This window comes from Gottfriedia sp. NPDC057948, from assembly GCF_042887255.1.
Lineage (GTDB): Bacteria > Bacillota > Bacilli > Bacillales > Bacillaceae_G > Gottfriedia.
In genome coordinates this window covers 120,566-140,882 of sequence record NZ_JBHVPN010000002.1, presented here as the reverse complement: position 1 = coordinate 140,882, position 20,317 = coordinate 120,566, and the positions used below count along the sequence as shown (strand labels likewise).

Genomic DNA, 20,317 nt, shown 5'->3' with positions numbered 1-20,317 from the left:
AATGACTATTCAGTCAAATACTTTTTAATAATAAATTGGCTCTTTTTCATATTCTTCAATGGAAATGGTCATACTATCAACACGTAAAAGGTAAAGGAGTTTAATTATATGATTCTTTGCATTTGCTTAATTGCTCTACTCTTTCTTATACTCCTTGCTAGCTTAGATCTTTATTTTGGCTATAAAGCCTTTCATAAATATGATAAAACTTGTCCATTTAAAAAAAGATATAGCGAAACAATGTTAATAACAGATGGTAATGATTTGTACAAGCATCTCCTAGACGACATAACAGAAGCAAGTAGTAGCATTTCTATGCTTTTTTATATTGTTCGAAATGATGATACATCCGAAAAATTTTTATCATTACTTGAAAGAAAAGCTCGGGAAGGATTAGAAGTACGCTTGCTTGTTGATTGGATCGGAAGCTTTAGACTAAAGCGTAAAAGAATAAAAAAACTAAAAGAAAATAACGTGGAAGTACTTTTTAATCGGAGAATTGGATTTCCATATACTCTCTATCGGTTTCAACATCGTAACCATCGTAAGATTACAGTAATAGATCAAAAAATCGGCTATTTTGGTGGTTTTAATATTGGCAAAGAATATATTGGCTTTGATGAAGACTTAGGTTATTGGAGAGATTATCATATTCGAATGACAGGTGAAGGTGTAAAAGATTTACACCTTCAATTTTTAATAGACTGGGTTAGAAGTGGCGGAGAATCCTTTGCGCTAATTAATGACGATGAATTAGTAAAAGGAGAAATCGAGCACCACTTCTATTCGTCGGACTTTGTACGCATTGAGAACCTATATAAAGATTTAATAGATCAGGCCAAAAAACATATTTACATTGGTACACCTTATTTTATTCCAACAAAAAAATTGATGAACGCACTTCTTGCAGCTCTTAATCGAGGCGTCCACATATGCGTAATGGTGCCGGAAAAAGAAGATCACAGACTAGTTAAAGAGGCGAGTTTTCCACATCTCCTTTTAATTTTAGAAGGTGGTGGAGAAGTTTTTCATTATCAGAAAGGGTTCTTTCATGCCAAAGTACTACTAATCGATGATCATTACTGTGATGTAGGTTCCGTTAACTTTGATCGTAGAAGTCTTTGCATAAATGATGAATGGAGCTGTATTTTTTCGAGTGAATCTTTCATAATGAAGATTAAAGAAATATTTACAAAGGACTTAGAACGCTCAAAAACTTATCCTACCCAGCATTATAAAAATACAACATTCTTATGGAAGTGTCGTAAGCTTTTATCTAAGCTTCTTTCTCCATTAATGTAGTCCTTTGTACGTATACAAAAATCAAGGTAGAGGTGAACAAAATATGATCATTCGATTTGGGTACGTATCACATGCATTATCATTATATAATTGTTCACCTGCAAAAACTCTTACATATACACGTTATAAAGCCCTTGACCTGGACGAACGTTTAGAGAAATTAATTTATGTTACATCGCAAAATATTGAAAATACGTATAGAGCACTTCATTATAATGTGGGACAGCAAATTCCCTTATATAGAATGTCCTCTTCAATGGTCCCTTTGGCGACTCATCCAGATGTAGAATTCGATTATATAAATATTTTTCACAAACAATTTAAAGAAATAGGCGATTTTATCAAAAAGCATGAATTAAGAGTTAGTTTTCATCCCAACCAATTCACGCTTTTTACAAGTGATAAACCTCATATTACTGATAATGCTGTGATTGATATGGAGTATCATTATAAAGTTCTTGAAGCAATGGGTATTTCAGACCAAAGCGTCATTAATATACATATTGGAGGAGCATATGGCAATAAAGAGCTTGCGATCCAACGTTTTTATGAAAATATAAAAAAGCTCCCTACTCACATTAAAAAACAAATGACATTAGAAAATGACGATAAAACGTATAATACCTCTGAAACACTAATGGTTTGTAAAAAAGAAGGTATTCCGCTCGTATTTGACTATCATCATCATATGGCAAACTTATGTGAAGAACCGTTAGAGAAATTATTACCCCATATATTTACTACTTGGGAGCATACATATTTGAAACCTAAAATTCATATTTCATCTCCAAAATCCGATAAAGAGTTTAGAGCGCATTCAGATTTAATTGACCTTGATTTTATTAAGCCCTTTTTTGACATCGTCAGATCAATTGGAAAAGATATCGATATAATGATTGAATCGAAAAAAAAGGATTTAGCTCTATTGCAATTAATGGAAGATATGTCGAAATGGAGAGGTTATAAGCGAATAAGTGGTGGGATGATCGAAGTTACTTAAGTTGAGTACCAAAGACATAGCAGCTGGCAATAAAGAGGTTATGAAAGCATCTAAAAAGTTCATTTATACTAACGCAGCCCTTCATGAGCATTTGAGCAGTATGTCCTAAGCCTTTATTCTTCCATGGGATTAGTAATGTTATTCGTATTAAAAACACTCAGATTTTAATCTGAGTGTTTTTCATCACCATTTTGCCAACCATTATCGTTCTTGTTTTGATTGTTTTTATAACGATTATTGCAACCATGGCAGCCTTCATTATTTTCATTTCTTCGTTGAACATTATTACTTCTTCTTAATTCGCTGTCATCATTATAGTCATTTTTTTTTTTGACTTGATGCTTTTCATTGTTGTTATTTTGTTTCTTTTGATTTTGCTTCGTTAATTCTTTATGTTCTTCTTCTTGATGTCTATGATTCGATTGACTTTGCTTATTTCCCCAGTGCTCTTCTTGATGTCTATTATTCTTAACTTCTTTTGAGTGACCATTATCATTAACATTGTTCTTTTCGACAGTAGGTGACTTAAAATTAGATTTAACTTTGTAATTATTATCACCACTAGTCACTTTATGAGAATTTAAACCATTTTCTTGTTTATTTGGATTTTGGCTATGGCTTTGGTTTTGATTTTTAACCTTAGGCTGATCTAAATCCTTAGCATTTGGGATAATAAAGTGGTTGTTGCTATCTTGAATATCCTTCAATTCATGATTTAGCTCACTTTGTTTATCTTTAAACTCTTTATTCATCTTGCCAGTTAATTTGATTTTTTCATCTGGTTCAATTACTTTCGATTTCTCCATTTCACCAACTATATCATTCATAACTGAGTTTAAAGACTTATGTTGCCAGTTATCCATTTTATCAATCACTTTTTTACCTTGTTCATTGTGACCTTTTAATGAAATAACCTTTAACTGTTTGTCCAAAGTTAATGACACTTTTGCCTCTGAGTCAATTCTTACCTTTCCAGCTTCAGCAAATGCTTCTTCGTCGTTCAAATTTACAAATGTAAATGAGAAAAGAATTAAACCACAGGCAATTACGACAGGTATCAATTTTGGAATACTTATTTTCACTTTTTTATTTAAAATAATTGCATTACTAGGGAACTGAATTTCTTCACCAACTGAATAGGATGACAATAATTTTTTACATTTTAAATACTCTCCGTTAGCAGTTAGTACAACTACGGATGAGCGATTTACTTTTAATACAATACCATTGTTCATCTTCAGTTCCCCCTTTTTAAATAGTTTTGTAAATAGATATAATCATTGACACTAATAATACACATCGCAATAATATATTTTCTATGTTTTTCGAGCGATTTTCGACTTATATTAACTTTAGATTCTAGCTTACTCATCGGCAATTTTTTCTTTTTATATAGAAAAGTTAACATTTCTTCATCAGACGTAATACTGTCTACAACTGAAAAAACATGCTCCCTTGTATCTTCATGTTTAGGTGAAACCTCCACTAGAGTTTCTAATGAAATTCCAAATTGTTTAAGCATTTCACTGAAATGAATAATTTCCTCTTTACGATTTATTTCATCAAAGTTTTTAATATAAGTGCTATATACATGGTCGTCGTAATGTTTATGCACGTCCTCTGACCCAGTTTGTTCTGACGTTAATAATTGGTATTTAGATTCCTTGCGAAAATAATCGATTAATTCTCGTTTTATGATCAACTTTGCAAAAGATAGAAATGACGAACCTTTTTTATATGAATATAGTTTAATAGCCTCATGAAACGCAGTTAACCCTATACTAAATTCATCTTCTTGATTTGTAATATATCTTCCACAAATAGTGGAAACAGTTTTGTTTATAAAAGGAGTATATTGAACTATAAAATCATCTAGTTCTTTTGATGAAGATTGCTGTATTGTTAATACAATATCTTCAATTTTTTCTTTTCTTTTATAAAGCGTCTGAAAAATTGTAAGTAACAAGACCCCATCTCCTTTCAAAAGAGGATTGCTTGGCTATTAAAATAGAAGGCGCCTCCACTCATTATATAATCAAATGAATGTCAGAGGCACCATTTTAATTTAAGCGGTTAAACTTAAGCATATCGCATCTTATGAAATGTTTCATGTCATTTTATTGAAAGGTCAGTGGAAATAATTACTTATTAATCTTCATCATGTCCATTTCCGTGGTTTTCACCTTGGTCATTTGAATTCTCATTCTTTTTCCACTCTTGCTTTTCATTTCCCTTATGTTTTTCACGATTTTCGTGTTCACCTTGGTTTTCTTGGTGACCTTGGTGACCTTGGTTTCTGTGAGCTGTACCATTTTCGTGTTTTACTTCATGCTTCACTACATGTTTCTCTTCTTTTTCTTCTTTTTTAACTTTTACTTTTTTAACTTTAACTGGTTTTACTTCTTTTAACTTATGTTCAGGTTTATTTTGATCTTCCTTATGTTCTACTGTTACAGGTTTTGTAGCAACCTCAGCAGCATTATCTTTGTCATCATTTTCACCTTGATTATCTTCATTAACATTTTTCACGTCTGTATCATTTACGTCTTCAATTTTAGTCACTGTTGTAATAACTTCTGGCGTAGCTGACTGATCTGTAGTTGAATCCGGGTATTGAACTGTAATAACTGGTTTTAGAGCAGTTGAATCCTGTTCTGTATGCTTTAAGACTTTCTCTAATCTTTCAGAAATTTTGTTAAAGCTCTTTTCAATATTTTTAGCGATCGCAGCTTTTGCTTTTGGATTTTTAACTTGATCTAAAACATTTGCTAAAACAAGTAAATTGTTATTTAAATGATGCTGAATTTTTGCAATTTCTTTTTGCTCTTTTGTTAATTTTTGTTTTTCATGCTTGTCTGTTTCAGCTTTATCTTGGTCTTCTTTTTCTGTTTCTTGTTTGTCTGTCTCAGCTTTATCTTGGTCTTCTTTTTCTACTTCTTGTTTGTCTGTATCTTGTTTGTCTGTCTCAACTTTTTCTGTGTCTTCTTTTTCTACTTCTTGTTTGTCTGTATCTTGTTTGTCTGTCTCAACTTTTTCTGTGTCTTCTTTTTCTACTTCAGTTGAATCTTCTGCCGGTTTCGTAGTAACAGTACCTTCTGTTGTAGTTTCTGAAGTCGTGGGCTCAGTAACAGTTGGAAGTTTACCCTCAATTTGGCCTTGAGCATTGTCCATTTGACTTAAAGCTTCTTTTAATGTTTCTTTTGCTAAATCTTCTTTACCTTCTTTAATTAATTCTCTTGCTTCATGAATGCGCTCTTGAGCAAATTGTGCTAAAAGTTCTGCTTCTTTAACTTTGTCTGTAGTTAGTAATAGTTGAATTTTTTCTACTGTTGTTTTTACAAAATAGAAGAAATCGCCTTTAACTAATGCAGGTGCTTCTTCCTTTTGATCAGTTGGTGAAACTGTATCATTTTCAGCAGCAAGTACTGAACTAGAGAATCCTAACTGAGATAATAATAGCGCTGTAGCAGTCGTATGTACTAATAATTTTTTCATTAATTTTTTTCCCCTTTATAAAAAATTTCTTAAATTATTCTCACTATAACTATTCGTAGAGACTTTCATTTTTTAGGGGGTCGTTTTTAAAAAATTTAAAAAAATAATAAAAAAATGGTGAAACTTGTTGTTTTTCCCTATTTACCGACAAAGTTTTATAAAATAACATACTAAAAAAATACAAAATAATACTTTGGAAATTTGATTAAGTTAACAAAAAAGTACCATACCCTAAATTAGGGCATGGTACTTATTGTGTAGATAAAGTTCAAAAAATTTGATTATCAGACTGATTGCAAGCGCTTGTCAACAGTCTGATTACTTACATTTTTTCTGGTGCAGAAACTCCAACTAAAGCTAATGCATTTTTTAATGTAACTTGAACTGCCTTCATTAAAGCTAGTCTAGCTTTTGACTTTTCAACATTTTCAGCATCTAATACTTTTTCTGCATTATAGAAGCTGTGGAATGTACCCGCTAATTCAAACACATAGTTTGTAATATGATGAGGAGTACGTTTTGAAGCAGCTAATGAAACCGCTGCTGGGAATTCTCCTAATTTCTTTAATAACTCATATTCTTTTTCAGACGAAACAAGGCTGTAATCCGCTTCACCATTGTAAACGATACCCATTTCTTCACCTTGACGAAGAATACTACATACACGAGCGTGAGCGTATTGTGAATAATACACAGGGTTTTCATTTGATTTAGAAACAGCTAAGTCCATATCAAAGTCTAAATGTGAATCACAACCGCGCATTGCAAAGAAGTAACGAGTTGCATCAGTACCTACTTCTTCCATTAAATCACGTAACGTTACAGCTTTACCTGTACGTTTACTCATTTTAACTTTTTCACCATCTTGATATAACTGAACCATTTGAATAATTTCTACTTCAAGCGTATCAGCATTATAACCTAATGCTTGAATTGCTGCTTTCATTCGAGGAATGTATCCGTGATGGTCAGCCCCAAGAATATCAATTAATTTATCTGCACCACGACTAAGCTTGTCTCGGTGGTAAGCGATATCCGGAGTTAAATAAGTATACGAGCCATCGCTTTTAATTAATACACGGTTTTTGTCATCGCCATATGTTGTAGAACGGAACCAAGTCGCTCCTTCTTCTTCATATGTTTCACCACGTTGGTTTAAATCATCAAGAGCCTCTAACACTTTGCCATTTTGATATAATGAAGTTTCTGAATACCATACATCAAATTCGACTCTGAAATTACGTAGATCTCGTTGTAGTTTTTCCATTTCTAATTTTAAACCGTACTCACGGAAGAACTTGTAACGAGCCTCTTCTGGTTCATTCACATAACGGTCACCGAATTCAGCAGCTAAAGTTTTACCAATCTCAATAATGTCTGAGCCATGATAGCCATCTGCTGGCATTTCTTTATCCATTCCAAGTGCTTGCATATAACGAGCTTCTACCGAAAGTGTTAAATTATTAATTTGGTTTCCAGCATCATTAATATAATATTCACGAGTTACTTCATAACCTGCTTTATCTAAAACATTGCACAATGAATCTCCAAATGCAGCTCCACGAGCATGACCTAAATGTAAATCTCCAGTCGGATTTGCTGAAACAAACTCAACTAAAATCTTTTCACCGTTACCAAAGTTTGTTTGGCCATATTCATTTCCCGATTTAATAATCGTTGGAATTAAATCAGTAAGATAACTATTATCCATATAAAAATTGATGAAACCTGGTCCCGCAATTTCTACTTTTTTAATGCTTGCTTTACTTTGGTCAAAAGAATTAATTAACTCCTCTGCAATCATTCTAGGAGCTTTTTTAGCAACACGTGCTAATTGCATTGCCATATTTGTTGAAAAATCTCCGTGCGCTTTATCTTTTGGTGATTCTAATATGACTTGTGGTAATTGTTCCTCCGTTGCTAATCCTGCTTTTAATACAGCAGCTTCGATTTCATTTTTCAAACGACTTTTCACTTGTTCTAATGTATTCATATCGTTGCCTCCTTAATTGATACCGTAATGTTATACGACCCAGCATTTTCATCTCCTACGAATAACTTATATCCTAATTGAAGTACCCCTTTTAAAGGGCCTTCAGATACTAGAAATTGTAGTTTTTTTGTATATGCCTTAGTTTGAAATACGCCTAATTCATTTGAGAAAGTACCTTCAGTTGTTTCATTTACTCGATATTGATGACGCATCATAACTCCGCCATTACGAATAATTGTTACTTCCCCTTTACCTATTTTCATAGTAGCCTTTACTTTTCGGTCCTCGTGATTTTCATCAAATAATAAATATGAAACATCATCTTTTTTATAATATAGGCCATTTGCTTGAAAACTGATTTTATCACGCCCGTGTGGATCTTTTATCAAAGTCTCAAAGTCAATTGAGACAGGTATGCCTTGTTGTCCTTTCACTTTTACACGTCCTTTTCTCCCCATGAACGTAACGAATCACATCCAAAAATCATCTTTTCCCATTTTAGCATAATCTAATAAAAAAAATAAAATAGGTAACAAAAAAATTGTGAAAAATATTCATTAAAATGAACGAAATAATATGGCTATCTGAAAAATTGGGGTACTTTCTTGATTCTAAAATATTTCATAGGGCTTTTTTTTCATAAAATCTGTAGCTTCGTTCTTTATAATGATGAATTTCGGCCATATTTATTTCGACTCACCAAATCTAAAAATGCAGGAGCTATTACTCATTGAACGTCATCCGATTTCAATTGTATCAACATACTAACGAAATAATCTTGCCGTGAAGTAAGGAGGATTTTTGTTTTCAATTGAAAACTGTTTGTGAGACAATAAAGAACATATGAAGAATAAAAGGGGATTTTATGAAAACAATCGCACAACTTTCATCTAGCAAACTATTTTTCATTGGACTAGGCATTGGAATCATTTCGTTATCAAGTATTTTTCTCATTTATTTGTACGCCTTTTTCGTGCCATTTGTAGTTGGATTCATTTTGTGGTTCATTTTCAAACGAAAAGCAATCATGTTCGGCAGTTTTACAGCAGCATTAATCGGATTACTCGCACTGATCGGCTTCATCGTTTATCTGATGATGTTCGGTCATTTCGGACCATGAAAACCAGCTCGTAAAGGGCTGGTTTTTGTTTGTTTATATTCAATAAACAAAAAAACCGCTAGGAATATGTAATTCCTAGCGGGTTTTCACCATAGTTCGAGAAATACCCGATCATATTAATGTGCAGATTCTGCTTTATCAATATGAATTAAATGCTTTTTATTAATAAATAAGAAAAGTACCGATAGTAATACAAAACATCCACCTACATAGAAAGGTACATGTGGATTATACCATTCAGCTAGTTTACCTGCTAAATATGGTGCAATTGCTCCACCAAGGAAACGTAAAAAGCTATATGCAGCTGATGCTGTTGAACGTTCAACTGGAGCGGCTTGCATTACTGCTGTTGTAATTAATGTATTGTTATTTCCTAAAAATGCACCAGCAATTATTACACAAACAATAATTACACTATTCGTATCAGTTCCAATTCCCATTACGATAAGTGTAATAGCGAAAAGTGCTAACATAGCATACATCGATTTAAGTGTACCGAATTTTTTTTGTAATTTTGGAGCCATAAATACAGATGTAATTGCTAATAAAAGTCCCCATCCTAAAAATACGAATCCTAAACCATGTTCCTTTAATCCCATATAGAACGGTGAGAATGCTAATAAAGTAAAGAATCCAAAGTTATATAAAAATGCTGTAATCCCTAATGTTAATAATGATCTATGTTTAAGAGCACGGAATGGATCAAGAAACGATGCTTTTTTCGTACTTTGTGTAATAGGTGTTTTTGGCATCATAAAGGATAGAGATAAAAATGCAATAACCATTAAACAAGCTACGCCAAAAAATGGACCTCTCCAAGAGATTGAACCTAATTCTCCACCTAATAATGGACCAACTGATATCCCAAGACCAATCGCAGTTTCGTATAAAATAATCGATTGTGCAACACCTGATCTAGATAATGAAACAATAGCAGATAATGCAGTTGCAACGAATAATGCGTTACCTAGACCCCAACCTCCACGTAACCATACTAATTCCCATATACTGCTTGAGCTTCCTCCAAGACCAGCGAAGACTGCAATAATCAGTATGCCTAAAAGAAGTGTCCATTTAATTCCGATACGTGAGGAGATAAAACCTGTTATTAACATCGCGAATGCCATTACTAAATTGTAACTTGTAAAAAGAAGCGTTACATCACTTTTAGTGGCATGCATTTTTTCAGCAATTGCTGGTAAAATTGGGTCAACTAATCCAATTCCCATGAATGCGATAATACAAGCAAAGCCAACAGCCCAAATAGCTTTTGGCTGATTCAAAAGACCAGATTTTTGATTTGCATGTGTCTTTTGATTTTTACGATCTGCCAAGTTTGACATATTTCATCCATCTCCCATTTTATTTATTGTTCTAATGCATTTTTCACCCTCTGATACATCTCATTCATTTCATCTCGAATATCGTTCATTTTTTTAAGTTTCTCATCAATCATTTTTAATTGTTGAGCAAGTATCGCTTCTGCTCCTAAAAGATTTTCTTTTCTTTCATCATCATTCATCTTTTCTTTGTTTTCTCTATACTGCAATCGGAATTCTTCAAACGCCTCACCAATTGCCATATATTCCTGTACCTCCTGCAAAGAAAAACCAAGAACATCCCGAACATTCATTATTTTCTTCAATCGTTCGATATGCAGGTCTGAATAAAGTCGAAATCCTCCTTCACTTCTTTCAGGTGGGGAAATTAAACCAATTTCTTCATAATAACGAATCGATCGCTTGGTTAATCCACATTCTTTCGCTACTTCATCTATCTTGTAAAGCAAATCATTGCCTCCTTTCGAAATGAATTTAACTTTTTTATACCACCTATTTATCTTACTCCTAATGTATCGTTAACGTCAACGTTAACTTTGTACATATTTCTATTTTTATCTTTCTACAAAATTGTTGTTTTACTATAAAGACAGTACAAATAATCATATTTTTGCCCTATACAAAAAACCCGAAAGATAAATACGTCTTTTAGCGCATTTTCTTTCGGGTTCTAACAAATGATTCAACCAATGTCGTTAAATCATACTTCCATATAAAGTCTTGTTCTTCTTATGCTGTTTGCTGTAATTTACTCATTTTTTTAACTTTATTTTTTCGTTTTAACGCCCACATTGTAATGCCAGTTATTCCTAAACCGAGTGGAGCTATTCCAACTAAGGCATAAATTATTTTTACGAACACACCACCAAAGGTGCCTCTATGTAAACTTTCTCGCCAAATAAAGAATTTATCATAGACTGTTTCTGTATTTTTCGAAAAAGTTCCTACATGCTTTCCAGAAAATTGATCGAAAAATTCGCTTGTATTTCCTTTACCTTCAGGGTCGTAACTGCCATCACTTAATTGGGCTTCTATAACCCCTTCTTTATCCGATGGAAGTCTTAACTTGTATAACTCACCTTCCGGGTGTAATTTATTAATTTGGGCAACGATCGTATCCAATTCTATTTGTTGTTTACCATTATCAACTGATTTAAGTTCTTCAGGAAAATTCGATGTAAATTTCAATTTCAAAGATTCTTCAATCTTTTCTTGGAATGGAAATAGCATTCCTGTTATTGCTACAACAAGCAAAAATGGTAAAGTTATAACCCCTATAAAATTATGTAATGATAGATTTTTTGCCATTTGACTTTTATTCCATTTAATTTTTAGGCTTTTAAACATTCGCTTAATACCTGGATACCATAAATAAATACCTGTAATAAGAATGATAATAAATGCAATTGCAACGATACCAATAATTGTTTCACCAATATCATCTAATAATAAATGTGTATGTAACTCTTTAAAAAAAGAAACGACTGATTTCTCTCTATCGAAATTGCCTAATAATTTGCCATTGCTAGGATCAACATATGCATCAATTTCATTATGTCCTTTTGACATACTTGCATGATATACGTCTGTTAACTTTGAAGGCACATCCATCCTCGAAATTTGAAAACCTTTGTAATGTTGAAGAAAAATCTTTTCTGCTTCTTTAATTCCAATATTTTTTTCACTACTTGCAGGCTTAAAATACTGCGGATTTAATACATGTTCAATCTGATTCCCAAACACTAATACACTACCCGTTGCACAAACAGCAATAATAAAAAGGCCAAAAGCTAAGCTGCACACCAAATGTAGAGTTAAAATAAATTTTCTTACCCCTTTTTTCATTTTCATCTTCTCTTCTCCCATATTATGATAATAATAATCGTTCTCAATTATAAAGGTAATGATTATCATTATCAATAACTTTTTTACATTTTTAGTAAATATTATTTTAGTGGCCTCAATTGTTTCAAATTCAATATAAAAAGGCGATTCTCGTCCTAACGAACGAAAAATCGCCTTTAACAAATCTTATTATTTTACCCAACCTAATAAGATTTCACGAATAAATTTACTTGCCGCAACTTGAGTTTGCTCTGCATGATCGTAAACTGGAGCTACTTCTACTAAGTCTGCCCCAACAACGTTAATATCACTGTTCGCGATTGCTAAGATGCTATCAAGCATTTCTTTTGATGTAATACCACCTGCTTCAAGAGTTCCTGTTCCAGGAGCATGTGCAGGATCTAATACATCGATATCAATCGTTACATATACTGGACGTCCAGCAAGCGTTGGAAGTACTTTCTTTAACGGCTCAAGCACTTCGAATTTGAATAAATTCATTCCAACTTCTTTAGCCCATTCAAATTCTTCCTTCATACCAGAACGGATTCCAAATGAATAAACATTTTTTGGTCCAATTAAATCACAAACTTTTTTAATTGGTGTTGAGTGAGATAATGGCTCACCTTCATATGAATCACGTAAATCAGTATGAGCATCAAAGTGAATTATAGCTAAATCTGGGTATTTCTTATACATAGCTTTCATTACTGGCCATGATACAAGATGCTCTCCACCCATTCCTAGTGGAAATTTGCCTTCAGCTAATAAACCGTCAATATAATCTTCAATCATATCAAGGCTTCTTTGAGCATTACCAAATGGTAATGGAATATCCCCTGCGTCAAAATACTTAACTTCTTCAAGTTCTTTATCTTGATATGGACTATATTCCTCTAGTCCAATTGAAACTTCACGAATACGCGCAGGACCAAAACGAGAGCCTGGTCTGAAACTTACAGTCCAATCCATAGGCATACCATAAATAACTGCTTTACTTTCTTCAAAGCTTGGATGACTCTTTATGAATACATTTCCAGAATAAGCTTCATCAAAACGCATAATAAAGCCCCCTTATTTAGTAAGATCTGCTACAAATTTTGGTAATACGAACGCTGCTTTGTGTAGCTCTTTAGTATAATATTTTGTCTCAATATCGAAGAAACGATTCTCTTCTACTTCAAGTGGATCATGTTTTTTCGAACCGATTGTAAATGTCCACATTCCACTTGGATATGTTGGAATGTTTGCAATGTATAAACGAGTGATTGGGAAGATTTCTCTTACATCACGTTGAACTTGTGTGATTAACTCAGGAGTAAACCATGGATTGTCCGTTTGAGCTACAAAAATACCATCTTCTTTTAATGCTTTAGAGATACCAGCATAGAAGCCTTTTGTAAATAAGTTAACTGCAGGACCAACTGGTTCAGTTGAGTCTACCATAATTACATCGTATACATTTTCACTATTTGCAATATGCATAAATCCATCGTCTACTTTTACTTCTACACGTGGATCTTCTAATTTCCCTGCAATTTCAGGTAAGTATATTTTAGAGTACTCAATTACTTTTCCATCGATTTCAACTAGAGTTGCTTTCTTTACACTTGGGTGTTTTAATACTTCACGAATAACACCACCGTCACCGCCACCTACAACTAATACGTTTTCAGGATTTGGGTGTGTGAATAAAGGTACATGCGCGACCATTTCGTGGTAAACAAACTCATCTTTTTGAGTTGTCATAACCATACCATCTAAAATAAGCATGTTTCCGAACTCTTCTGTCTCTACCATGTCAAGCTTTTGAAACTCAGTTTGCTCTGTATGTAAAGTTTTATTAATTTTAGCAGTAATTCCAAAGTTTTTTGTTTGTTTTTCAGTAAACCATAATTCCATTTAATGCATCTACCCTTCTTTATCAAGATTTAGTTTGAAACATAAGGATCGTTTTGTCGGGGCTGACCAAGGCGCCTCCACTTTTCGAGTATGTTTCGTATTATCCCCACTCTTCCTAATTCCTATCGGATTTGTGTTGTTACGACAATTTTTTGCCGTACAAAAGAAAAGTATAGAGTAATTTTTGTGAAATGCAAGATTTTTAAAGCTAAATTTTTTGATATTTTTTACTACGGTAATTTGTATAAAATTTCTCCTAATCTACCATACTAGTATTAAATTTGAGAAACGAATCGAGAGGAGGATACGTTTTTGTATAATATCAACTACTTTTATCATTGGCGTACACTTCAAAAGGTCGGTATTTTGCTTACGATTATTTCAATTTCAGGTACACTATTTTTATCTTGTGTCTATCTGTTTGCAGTTACGTCTACAAAACCTTCGTTATTTATTGAGTCAAATTCCAGTTATTATGATCACACTCAAAAGCTAATTAGTAAAACTAAGTTACTTCAAAATCGTAAAACACTTAAAATTGCAGATGTGCCTCCAATTGCGATCAATAGTATTTTAGTTTCTGAGGATCGTAATTTTTTTCATCACCATGGCTTCGACCTAAAAAGGTTGGGTTCTGCTATCTTAATTAATATAACGAAGGGACATTACGCTCAAGGCGGAAGTACAATAACTCAGCAACTTGCAAAAAATTTATTTCTTTCACAAGAGAAAACGATTAATCGTAAATTAAAAGAGGCTTATTTAACGATGAGACTTGAGTCAGCCTACAGTAAAAATAAAATATTAGAAGCATATTTAAACACTATCTATTTCGGACATGGTATTTATGGTCTAGAAACTGCGGCAAATACCTTCTTAGGAAAAGAGACAAACGAGCTTACAATTGGTGAATCTACATTTTTATTAAGTATTCCGGCTAATCCTTCAACATATGATCCTTACGTTCATTTTTCATCTTTAAAGAAAAGGCAGCAACGAATTTTATCAGCACTAGAACAGAATAAATTAATCAGCTCAAAAACTGTTAAAAATGCAATTGATGAAACGATAAAGTTAAAACCGATTAAACATACTTCAAATTCTTCATTTACATCCTATTTTCAACAAAGCGTTCAAAAAGAGATTACAACTTCAATTGGACAATCAATCAATAATAACGGTAGTCAAATTTATACAACATTTAATCCCGCTATTCAAAAGCATATTGATCAAGCATTTGATAAATATATTAGACCAAAATCTGATTTACAGGCTAGTGTAGTCGTATTAAATAGTCAAACTGGTGAAGTATTAGGGATGACTGGAGGCCGTGAGAAAGGACAGTTTTTATTTAATCGAGCAATAGCGTCGAAACGACAAGTAGGAAGTACAATAAAACCAATTCTATATTACAGTGCACTTGAAAATGGTTATACCCCATCAACAAGACTTCAAAGTAAGCCTACTATATTTCACTTTGAAAATGGAGATTCATATAGCCCGAAAAATAGTGGCAATCTATACGCACATGATTCAATTACTCTAGCTAAAGCTATTGCTGTTTCAGACAATATATACGCTGTAAAAACCCAACAGGCAGTCGGTACTGACGAATTTATTAAAGCACAGAAGTTATTCCATTTAACCACACCGAATAATAAACTACCTTCAATGGCACTCGGCACTCAAGATGCTTCATTGCTCGATATGACAAGAGCATATGCTTTAATTGCGAATAATGGTAAAGATGTTATTCCTCATTTCGTAAAAGAGATTAAGACTCAAAATGGAAAGACGATTTATAAAGAAAAGTTTGATAAAAAACAAAGATTAGATAAAGATCAAACCATTATACTGAAACAACTAATGAACGGAATGTTCAACACAAATTTTTCAAGCTACTTACCAGTAACAGGTACTAGTATTATTCCTGAACTATCAAAAGATTATTATGGTAAAACCGGTACTACGAAAACGGACAGCTGGATGATTGGATTCCATTCAAATCTTATTGTTGGGGTATGGGTTGGGTACGATCATTCAAAAAATTTAACCGTAGAGGAGGGTACACTGTCGAAGAAGGTATGGGCATCAGTTATGACAAATTTATCGGATAAAAATATAGACGCTAAATTACCAAATGATCTAGTTAAAGTTGCTATAGATGAAAAGACTGGTCTTTTGTATAAAGAAGGCTGCGGGGATAAAGTTTCACTTTATTTTCGTAAGGGGTCACAACCGACAAAACCTTGTATAAATAAAAAAATAAACCAAAAACATAAAAAGGAAAATAAGGACAGTAAGCCTTGGTATTCACAATATTTACTGTAAAAACAAAAGACCTTACCAAATTGGTAAGGTCTTTTGTTTGTCCTAGTCCTAGCTTTGTCCAAGCTATTATTAGTTTACTTTATTTAGTCTTAAATGTAAAAAGATTATTCGACGATTTCTTCAAATTTTTTATATAATTTACCTAAAGAAAACTCGTCGATTGGCGAGCCCTAGGGCGAAGACAGAGACGTAGTTGCACTTACTCTTAATACCTAAAATTGGAAACCTCGTCGATTTTCCTTCTCCGTTGCCAATTTATACATATATAATGTGCGAAAAAGTATACTAACCTAAAAGTTCAGTTTTTAATTGTTCAGATGAATTATTCCACATCTCTTCATTGTGCGATTTTAAGAAATTGGCTAATACTTTACGAGACTTTTCATCCATCTGTTCAACCATTATTTTACGTTTCATCGCTTTATCCATTTTATTTACGTGGTCAGGAAGAAGCTTATATCCCCTTCTAGCTTCACGATCAACAGTCATGTAGCAACCTGTTACTCCAGCGTAATAAGGACCGCTTTCAGTTCGCTCAGTTGCGACCCACACTAACCAATAAGGTTTTCCATTAGGAACTTCATCCTCATTCGTTAAAAACTTGATCCCCTTTTCAACTGAACTTCTTGCGTGCATTGCACCGATATCTACAAAAACATCATTCTCTTGTATATCAATAAAGACTGGCGAAATATTTTCTAAACTAATTGCTCCAACACCAAATCCGCCATGCCCACTCGTTGAATCATTTTTTAATATATTAAAACCTAGTGATTTCTTTTTTGGTTGATCAGACATTGTGCCCCTCCTAAAAAATTAATGGTGTAACGATTGAATTAATCCAGTGGAAAACTGACGGTATAGCAACCTGGAAAATTGGTTGAATTGTATAGTTATCTAAAGGAGTTAATACTAAAACTAAAAATACAAATGCTCCATACTGCTCATATTGTGACATTTTTGCACGAAGATCATTAGGAGCTAAATCCTCTAAAATTCGATATCCATCTAGTGGTGGAAGAGGAATTAAGTTAAATACAAATAATACTATATTCATTTGAACGAAAATATTAAAAAAAGAATCTAATGTAAGTGATAGTGCTTGTGGGAAAGAATGAAAAAATCCGAATTTATATAATAATGAATAAGCGATTAAACCAAGTGTCGCTAGAATTAGATTACTAATCGGACCCGCTGCAGTAGTTAAGATTCCTGCTATTCTCGGATGTTTAAAATTATGGCGATTTACAGGAACTGGTCTTGCCCAACCAAAGCCTAAAATAATAATCGCAATTGTACCGAAAATGTCTAAATGTCTAAATGGAGAAAGCGTTAATCTACCTTGTCTCTTTGCCGTGTCATCTCCAAATTTATAAGCTACATAAGCATGCGCAAATTCATGGACTGATAACGAAATTGCAACAACTAATAATATTAATGGTATATCTTTTAATGGATATTGAAAAAATGATCCCATTCTTTGCTCCTTTCGAGAAATATTTCTGTTTTATGTAACCGAACAGTTAATTTATTAATAGTTTAATTTATTCTTTATGATTTCTTCAATGTTAATTGATTTAATCGTTATTATTCTGACTTCCTGAGTTATAATAAAAAAGATAAAACGAAGGAGGTCATAACATGCCATACGTTACAGTAAAAATGCTAGAAGGTCGCACTGAAGAACAAAAGAAAGCATTAGTTGAAAAAGTTACTGATGCTGTAAGTGAAACAACAGGCGCTCCAACTGATAAGATTGTTGTTTTCATTGAAGAAATGACAAAAAATCATTATGCAGTTGCAGGCAAACGCCTTAGTGACGAATAGAATTCCTTACATACATTAATAGTAAACGTCAGACTGCCCGCCAAACGCTTTCGATCAGTCTGAAAATCAAGTTTTTAGTACTTTGTCTAAATAATGAGTAAACGGGGGAAAACTTCCGTTTACTATTTTTTATCTTCTTTTAGCCCCTGCTATTTCTTCAATCATTTCGATTACTTTCTTTTTCTTTTCATCAGGATCGTTATAAATTAAATCGTGAGGAAAATATAACTTAGAATCGAATAACTTTTTACCAGTTATTCCATCTACTAGCTCTGATTTGCGTGAGATTTCTTTTAAATCACCGTTCGTTTGTAATAGTAAAATCGGCTTCTTCCCACCTTCTTCACCATACCTAAAGTAATCATAAGCCTCGTCTGAAATTGTATCGATAACTAAATAGTATTCCGGATCTATCTCTATTTCTAAAAATAACTCTTTTAATACAGCAAACTTTTCAGTATGTTTTTGTGTATCAAAGTCTACATATTGAAATAATTTTCGATTTAAGAATCGTTGACATAGATCACTCAAGATTTGGTCAGATTCCTCCTGCCATACTTGGAAATAATACAAAAGGACCGATTCATCTAATTTGATATATTCATCTAAATCAACTTTCCCTTCAAATAAATGTCCAAAATGCACTGGTACATAATTAAAATGGTAACCTGTTTCATGCAAATATTTAGCCCTTTGTAATATTTTTTGTAAAATGGCTTCCGCACTTCTAGACACAGGATGAAAATAAACTTGCCAGTACATCTGGAATCGACTAATTAAGTAGTGCTCAACAGCATGCATACCTGATTGTTTAATAACAACTCCATCAGGACGAGGACGCATAATTCTCAAAATACGTTCCATATCAAAATTGCCGTAACTTACGCCAGTGTAGTATGCATCTCTAAGGAGATAATCCATTCGATCTGCATCAATTTGGCTTGAAATCATGCTCGTAACTAACTTATTCGCCGATGTTTTCTCAATGACTTCTGATACTTGCTTAGGAAAGTCTTCCCCTACTTTTCTTAGGATTTCGTTAATTTCTGTTGAACCCTCAATAATTTCTCTCGTTAATTCCTCATGATCTAAATTAAATATCTTCTCAAATGTATGCGAAAAAGGACCATGACCAACATCATGTAATAATCCAGCACAAAGAGCTAATAAGCGATCATCATCATTCCATTCAGGACGACCAGAAAAAACATCATCTACCATACGTCTTATAATTTCATAAACGCCAAGCGAGTGAGTAAATCGACTATGCTCAGCCCCATGAAACGTCAGATAGGTAGTACCAAGCTGTTTAATTCTGCGTAGTCTCTGAAATTCTTTCGTACCGATTAAATCCCAAATAACTTGATCTCTTACGTGAATATAACGATGAACAGGATCTTTAAATACTTTTTCCTCATAAAGCTTTTGGAAACGATATGACATATCTTGGCCCCCTTTCAATATGTATACTAATTCTTTATATGCTAATTGATTTACTTTCTGAACAGGACTCTTTTATCTTTCCTTTTGTTGCTCAAGGCATTAACCCATCGAGTCATAAGCCAAATTCCAAAGAAGGTAAAAACCAACCTTCTACATATATCAATTTTTATCTCTCAACCCTTAGATACCAAAGTTAAAATAGGTATTTCTTGGTGTCTAGTTCCGAAAGCTAGCTCCACATTTCATACTGTCTAGCTCCAGGCGTTAGCCCCTCGAGGTCATAAGCCAATGCCCAATAAAGGTTAAAAACCAACCTTCTACATATATCAATTTTTATCCCTTAACCCTTAGATATCAAAGTTAAAATAGGTATTTTATGGTGTCTAGTTCCGAAAGCTAGCTCCACATTTCATACTGTCTAGCCCCAGGCGTTAGCCCCTCGAGGTCATAAGCCAATGCCCAATAAAGGTTAAAAACCAATCTTCTACATATATCAATTTTTATCCCTTAACCCTTAGATATCAAAGTTAAAATAAGTATTTTATGGTGTCTAGTTCCGAAAGCTAGCTCCACATTTCATACTGTCTAGCTCCAGGCGTTAGCCCCTCGAGGTCATAAGCCAAAGCCCAATAAAGGTTAAAAACCAACCTTCTACATATATCAATTTTTATCCCTTAACCCTTAGATATCAAAGTTAAAATAGGTATTTTATGGTGTCT

The 20,317-nt window shown here is 33.3% G+C and carries 18 protein-coding genes; 5 read left to right on the top strand and 13 right to left on the bottom strand.

The genetic code is table 11. The annotated features are described in order from the left end of the window. Window positions 1-108 precede the first annotated feature (108 nt). Together cls and uvsE are read left to right on the top strand one after the other, a co-directional pair. Window positions 109-1,302 carry a cardiolipin synthase gene (gene cls, locus ACFVRR_RS04630; RefSeq protein ID WP_387325256.1) on the top strand — a complete coding sequence of 398 codons (1,194 nt, stop codon included), beginning with the start codon at window positions 109-111 and terminating at the stop codon, window positions 1,300-1,302. 43 nt (window positions 1,303-1,345) lie between these two features. After that, window positions 1,346-2,302, top strand: coding sequence for a UV DNA damage repair endonuclease UvsE (gene uvsE, locus ACFVRR_RS04625; protein WP_387325254.1), 957 nt, complete (start codon window positions 1,346-1,348; stop codon window positions 2,300-2,302). A 164-nt stretch (window positions 2,303-2,466) separates the two neighbouring features. Here uvsE and ACFVRR_RS04620 read toward each other — a convergent pair whose 3' ends face one another. The 5 genes from ACFVRR_RS04620 to ACFVRR_RS04600 all read right to left on the bottom strand — a co-directional run bounded on the left by ACFVRR_RS04620 (window position 2,467) and on the right by ACFVRR_RS04600 (window position 8,224). Next, the gene (locus ACFVRR_RS04620; RefSeq protein WP_387325252.1) at window positions 2,467-3,537 is read right to left on the bottom strand and encodes an anti-sigma factor domain-containing protein; all 1,071 of its coding nucleotides are present in this window, start codon (window positions 3,535-3,537) and stop codon (window positions 2,467-2,469) included. Window positions 3,538-3,539: 2 nt separating this feature from the next. Further along, a complete protein-coding gene (sigI, locus tag ACFVRR_RS04615; RefSeq protein WP_335477861.1) occupies window positions 3,540-4,268 on the bottom strand; it encodes an RNA polymerase sigma-I factor in 729 nt (242 codons plus the stop codon). Window positions 4,269-4,450: 182 nt separating this feature from the next. Continuing rightward, window positions 4,451-5,797, bottom strand: coding sequence for a DUF5667 domain-containing protein (locus ACFVRR_RS04610; protein ID WP_387325249.1), 1,347 nt, complete (start codon window positions 5,795-5,797; stop codon window positions 4,451-4,453). A 322-nt stretch (window positions 5,798-6,119) separates the two neighbouring features. Further along, a complete protein-coding gene (gene argS, locus ACFVRR_RS04605; protein ID WP_387325247.1) occupies window positions 6,120-7,790 on the bottom strand; it encodes an arginine--tRNA ligase in 1,671 nt (556 codons plus the stop codon). Beyond that, window positions 7,787-8,224, bottom strand: coding sequence for a YwiB family protein (locus ACFVRR_RS04600; protein WP_165346951.1), 438 nt, complete (start codon window positions 8,222-8,224; stop codon window positions 7,787-7,789). The genes argS and ACFVRR_RS04600 overlap by 4 nt, the downstream gene beginning before the upstream one ends. A 431-nt stretch (window positions 8,225-8,655) precedes the next feature. Between ACFVRR_RS04600 and ACFVRR_RS04595 the strand changes: the two genes are divergently transcribed. Beyond that, window positions 8,656-8,910: a hypothetical protein gene (locus ACFVRR_RS04595; protein ID WP_387325244.1), complete on the top strand. Its 255-nt coding sequence runs from the start codon at window positions 8,656-8,658 to the stop codon at window positions 8,908-8,910. A gap of 116 nt (window positions 8,911-9,026) precedes the next feature. Here the strand turns inward: ACFVRR_RS04595 and ACFVRR_RS04590 are convergent, their stop codons facing one another. The 5 genes from ACFVRR_RS04590 to speE form a co-directional block, all read right to left on the bottom strand. Further along, a complete protein-coding gene (locus ACFVRR_RS04590; RefSeq protein WP_387325242.1) occupies window positions 9,027-10,253 on the bottom strand; it encodes an MFS transporter in 1,227 nt (408 codons plus the stop codon). Between the two features lie 23 nt (window positions 10,254-10,276). Beyond that, entirely contained in the window at window positions 10,277-10,699 is a 423-nt protein-coding gene (locus ACFVRR_RS04585) for a MerR family transcriptional regulator (protein WP_097974833.1), read from the bottom strand. Window positions 10,700-10,979: 280 nt separating this feature from the next. Further along, a complete protein-coding gene (locus ACFVRR_RS04580; RefSeq protein WP_387325240.1) occupies window positions 10,980-12,101 on the bottom strand; it encodes a PepSY-associated TM helix domain-containing protein in 1,122 nt (373 codons plus the stop codon). 183 nt (window positions 12,102-12,284) lie between these two features. Further along, window positions 12,285-13,157 carry an agmatinase gene (speB, locus tag ACFVRR_RS04575; protein WP_069033703.1) on the bottom strand — a complete coding sequence of 291 codons (873 nt, stop codon included), beginning with the start codon at window positions 13,155-13,157 and terminating at the stop codon, window positions 12,285-12,287. Between the two features lie 12 nt (window positions 13,158-13,169). Further along, window positions 13,170-13,997 (bottom strand): spermidine synthase, encoded by an 828-nt coding sequence (gene speE / locus ACFVRR_RS04570; RefSeq protein WP_025671010.1) that lies wholly within the window; start codon window positions 13,995-13,997, stop codon window positions 13,170-13,172. A 312-nt stretch (window positions 13,998-14,309) separates the two neighbouring features. Here speE and ACFVRR_RS04565 point away from each other — a divergent pair, with 312 nt between their 5' ends. Beyond that, complete coding sequence (locus tag ACFVRR_RS04565) at window positions 14,310-16,328, top strand: transglycosylase domain-containing protein (RefSeq protein ID WP_387325236.1); 2,019 nt, start codon at window positions 14,310-14,312, stop codon at window positions 16,326-16,328. A 285-nt stretch (window positions 16,329-16,613) separates the two neighbouring features. Here the strand turns inward: ACFVRR_RS04565 and ACFVRR_RS04560 are convergent, their stop codons facing one another. Together ACFVRR_RS04560 and ACFVRR_RS04555 are read right to left on the bottom strand one after the other, a co-directional pair. Further along, window positions 16,614-17,126, bottom strand: a complete 513-nt coding sequence (locus tag ACFVRR_RS04560; protein WP_387325234.1) for a YwhD family protein — start codon at window positions 17,124-17,126, stop codon at window positions 16,614-16,616. A gap of 10 nt (window positions 17,127-17,136) precedes the next feature. Next, a complete protein-coding gene (locus ACFVRR_RS04555) occupies window positions 17,137-17,805 on the bottom strand; it encodes a site-2 protease family protein (RefSeq protein ID WP_387325231.1) in 669 nt (222 codons plus the stop codon). 164 nt (window positions 17,806-17,969) lie between these two features. Here ACFVRR_RS04555 and ACFVRR_RS04550 point away from each other — a divergent pair, with 164 nt between their 5' ends. Continuing rightward, window positions 17,970-18,155, top strand: a complete 186-nt coding sequence (locus ACFVRR_RS04550; RefSeq protein ID WP_098232055.1) for a 2-hydroxymuconate tautomerase — start codon at window positions 17,970-17,972, stop codon at window positions 18,153-18,155. A 129-nt stretch (window positions 18,156-18,284) separates the two neighbouring features. Here the strand turns inward: ACFVRR_RS04550 and ACFVRR_RS04545 are convergent, their stop codons facing one another. Continuing rightward, window positions 18,285-19,598 (bottom strand): HD domain-containing protein, encoded by a 1,314-nt coding sequence (locus ACFVRR_RS04545; protein WP_387325227.1) that lies wholly within the window; start codon window positions 19,596-19,598, stop codon window positions 18,285-18,287. Window positions 19,599-20,317 lie beyond the last annotated feature (719 nt).

Bases quoted from the DNA above. Each gene is read 5' to 3' on its own strand.
- ACFVRR_RS04550 (WP_098232055.1), top strand. From the start codon at position 17,970: ATGCCATACGTTACAGTAAAAATGCTAGAAGGTCGCACTGAAGAACAA.
- ACFVRR_RS04595 (WP_387325244.1), top strand. From the start codon at position 8,656: ATGAAAACAATCGCACAACTTTCATCTAGCAAACTATTTTTCATTGGA.
- ACFVRR_RS04590 (WP_387325242.1), bottom strand. From the start codon at position 10,253: ATGTCAAACTTGGCAGATCGTAAAAATCAAAAGACACATGCAAATCAA.
- speB (WP_069033703.1), bottom strand. From the start codon at position 13,157: ATGCGTTTTGATGAAGCTTATTCTGGAAATGTATTCATAAAGAGTCAT.
- ACFVRR_RS04560 (WP_387325234.1), bottom strand. From the start codon at position 17,126: ATGTCTGATCAACCAAAAAAGAAATCACTAGGTTTTAATATATTAAAA.
- ACFVRR_RS04580 (WP_387325240.1), bottom strand. From the start codon at position 12,101: ATGAAAATGAAAAAAGGGGTAAGAAAATTTATTTTAACTCTACATTTG.
- uvsE (WP_387325254.1), top strand. From the start codon at position 1,346: ATGATCATTCGATTTGGGTACGTATCACATGCATTATCATTATATAAT.
- ACFVRR_RS04555 (WP_387325231.1), bottom strand. From the start codon at position 17,805: ATGGGATCATTTTTTCAATATCCATTAAAAGATATACCATTAATATTA.
- ACFVRR_RS04620 (WP_387325252.1), bottom strand. From the start codon at position 3,537: ATGAACAATGGTATTGTATTAAAAGTAAATCGCTCATCCGTAGTTGTA.
- cls (WP_387325256.1), top strand. From the start codon at position 109: ATGATTCTTTGCATTTGCTTAATTGCTCTACTCTTTCTTATACTCCTT.
- speE (WP_025671010.1), bottom strand. From the start codon at position 13,997: ATGGAATTATGGTTTACTGAAAAACAAACAAAAAACTTTGGAATTACT.
- ACFVRR_RS04545 (WP_387325227.1), bottom strand. From the start codon at position 19,598: ATGTCATATCGTTTCCAAAAGCTTTATGAGGAAAAAGTATTTAAAGAT.
- ACFVRR_RS04610 (WP_387325249.1), bottom strand. From the start codon at position 5,797: ATGAAAAAATTATTAGTACATACGACTGCTACAGCGCTATTATTATCT.
- argS (WP_387325247.1), bottom strand. From the start codon at position 7,790: ATGAATACATTAGAACAAGTGAAAAGTCGTTTGAAAAATGAAATCGAA.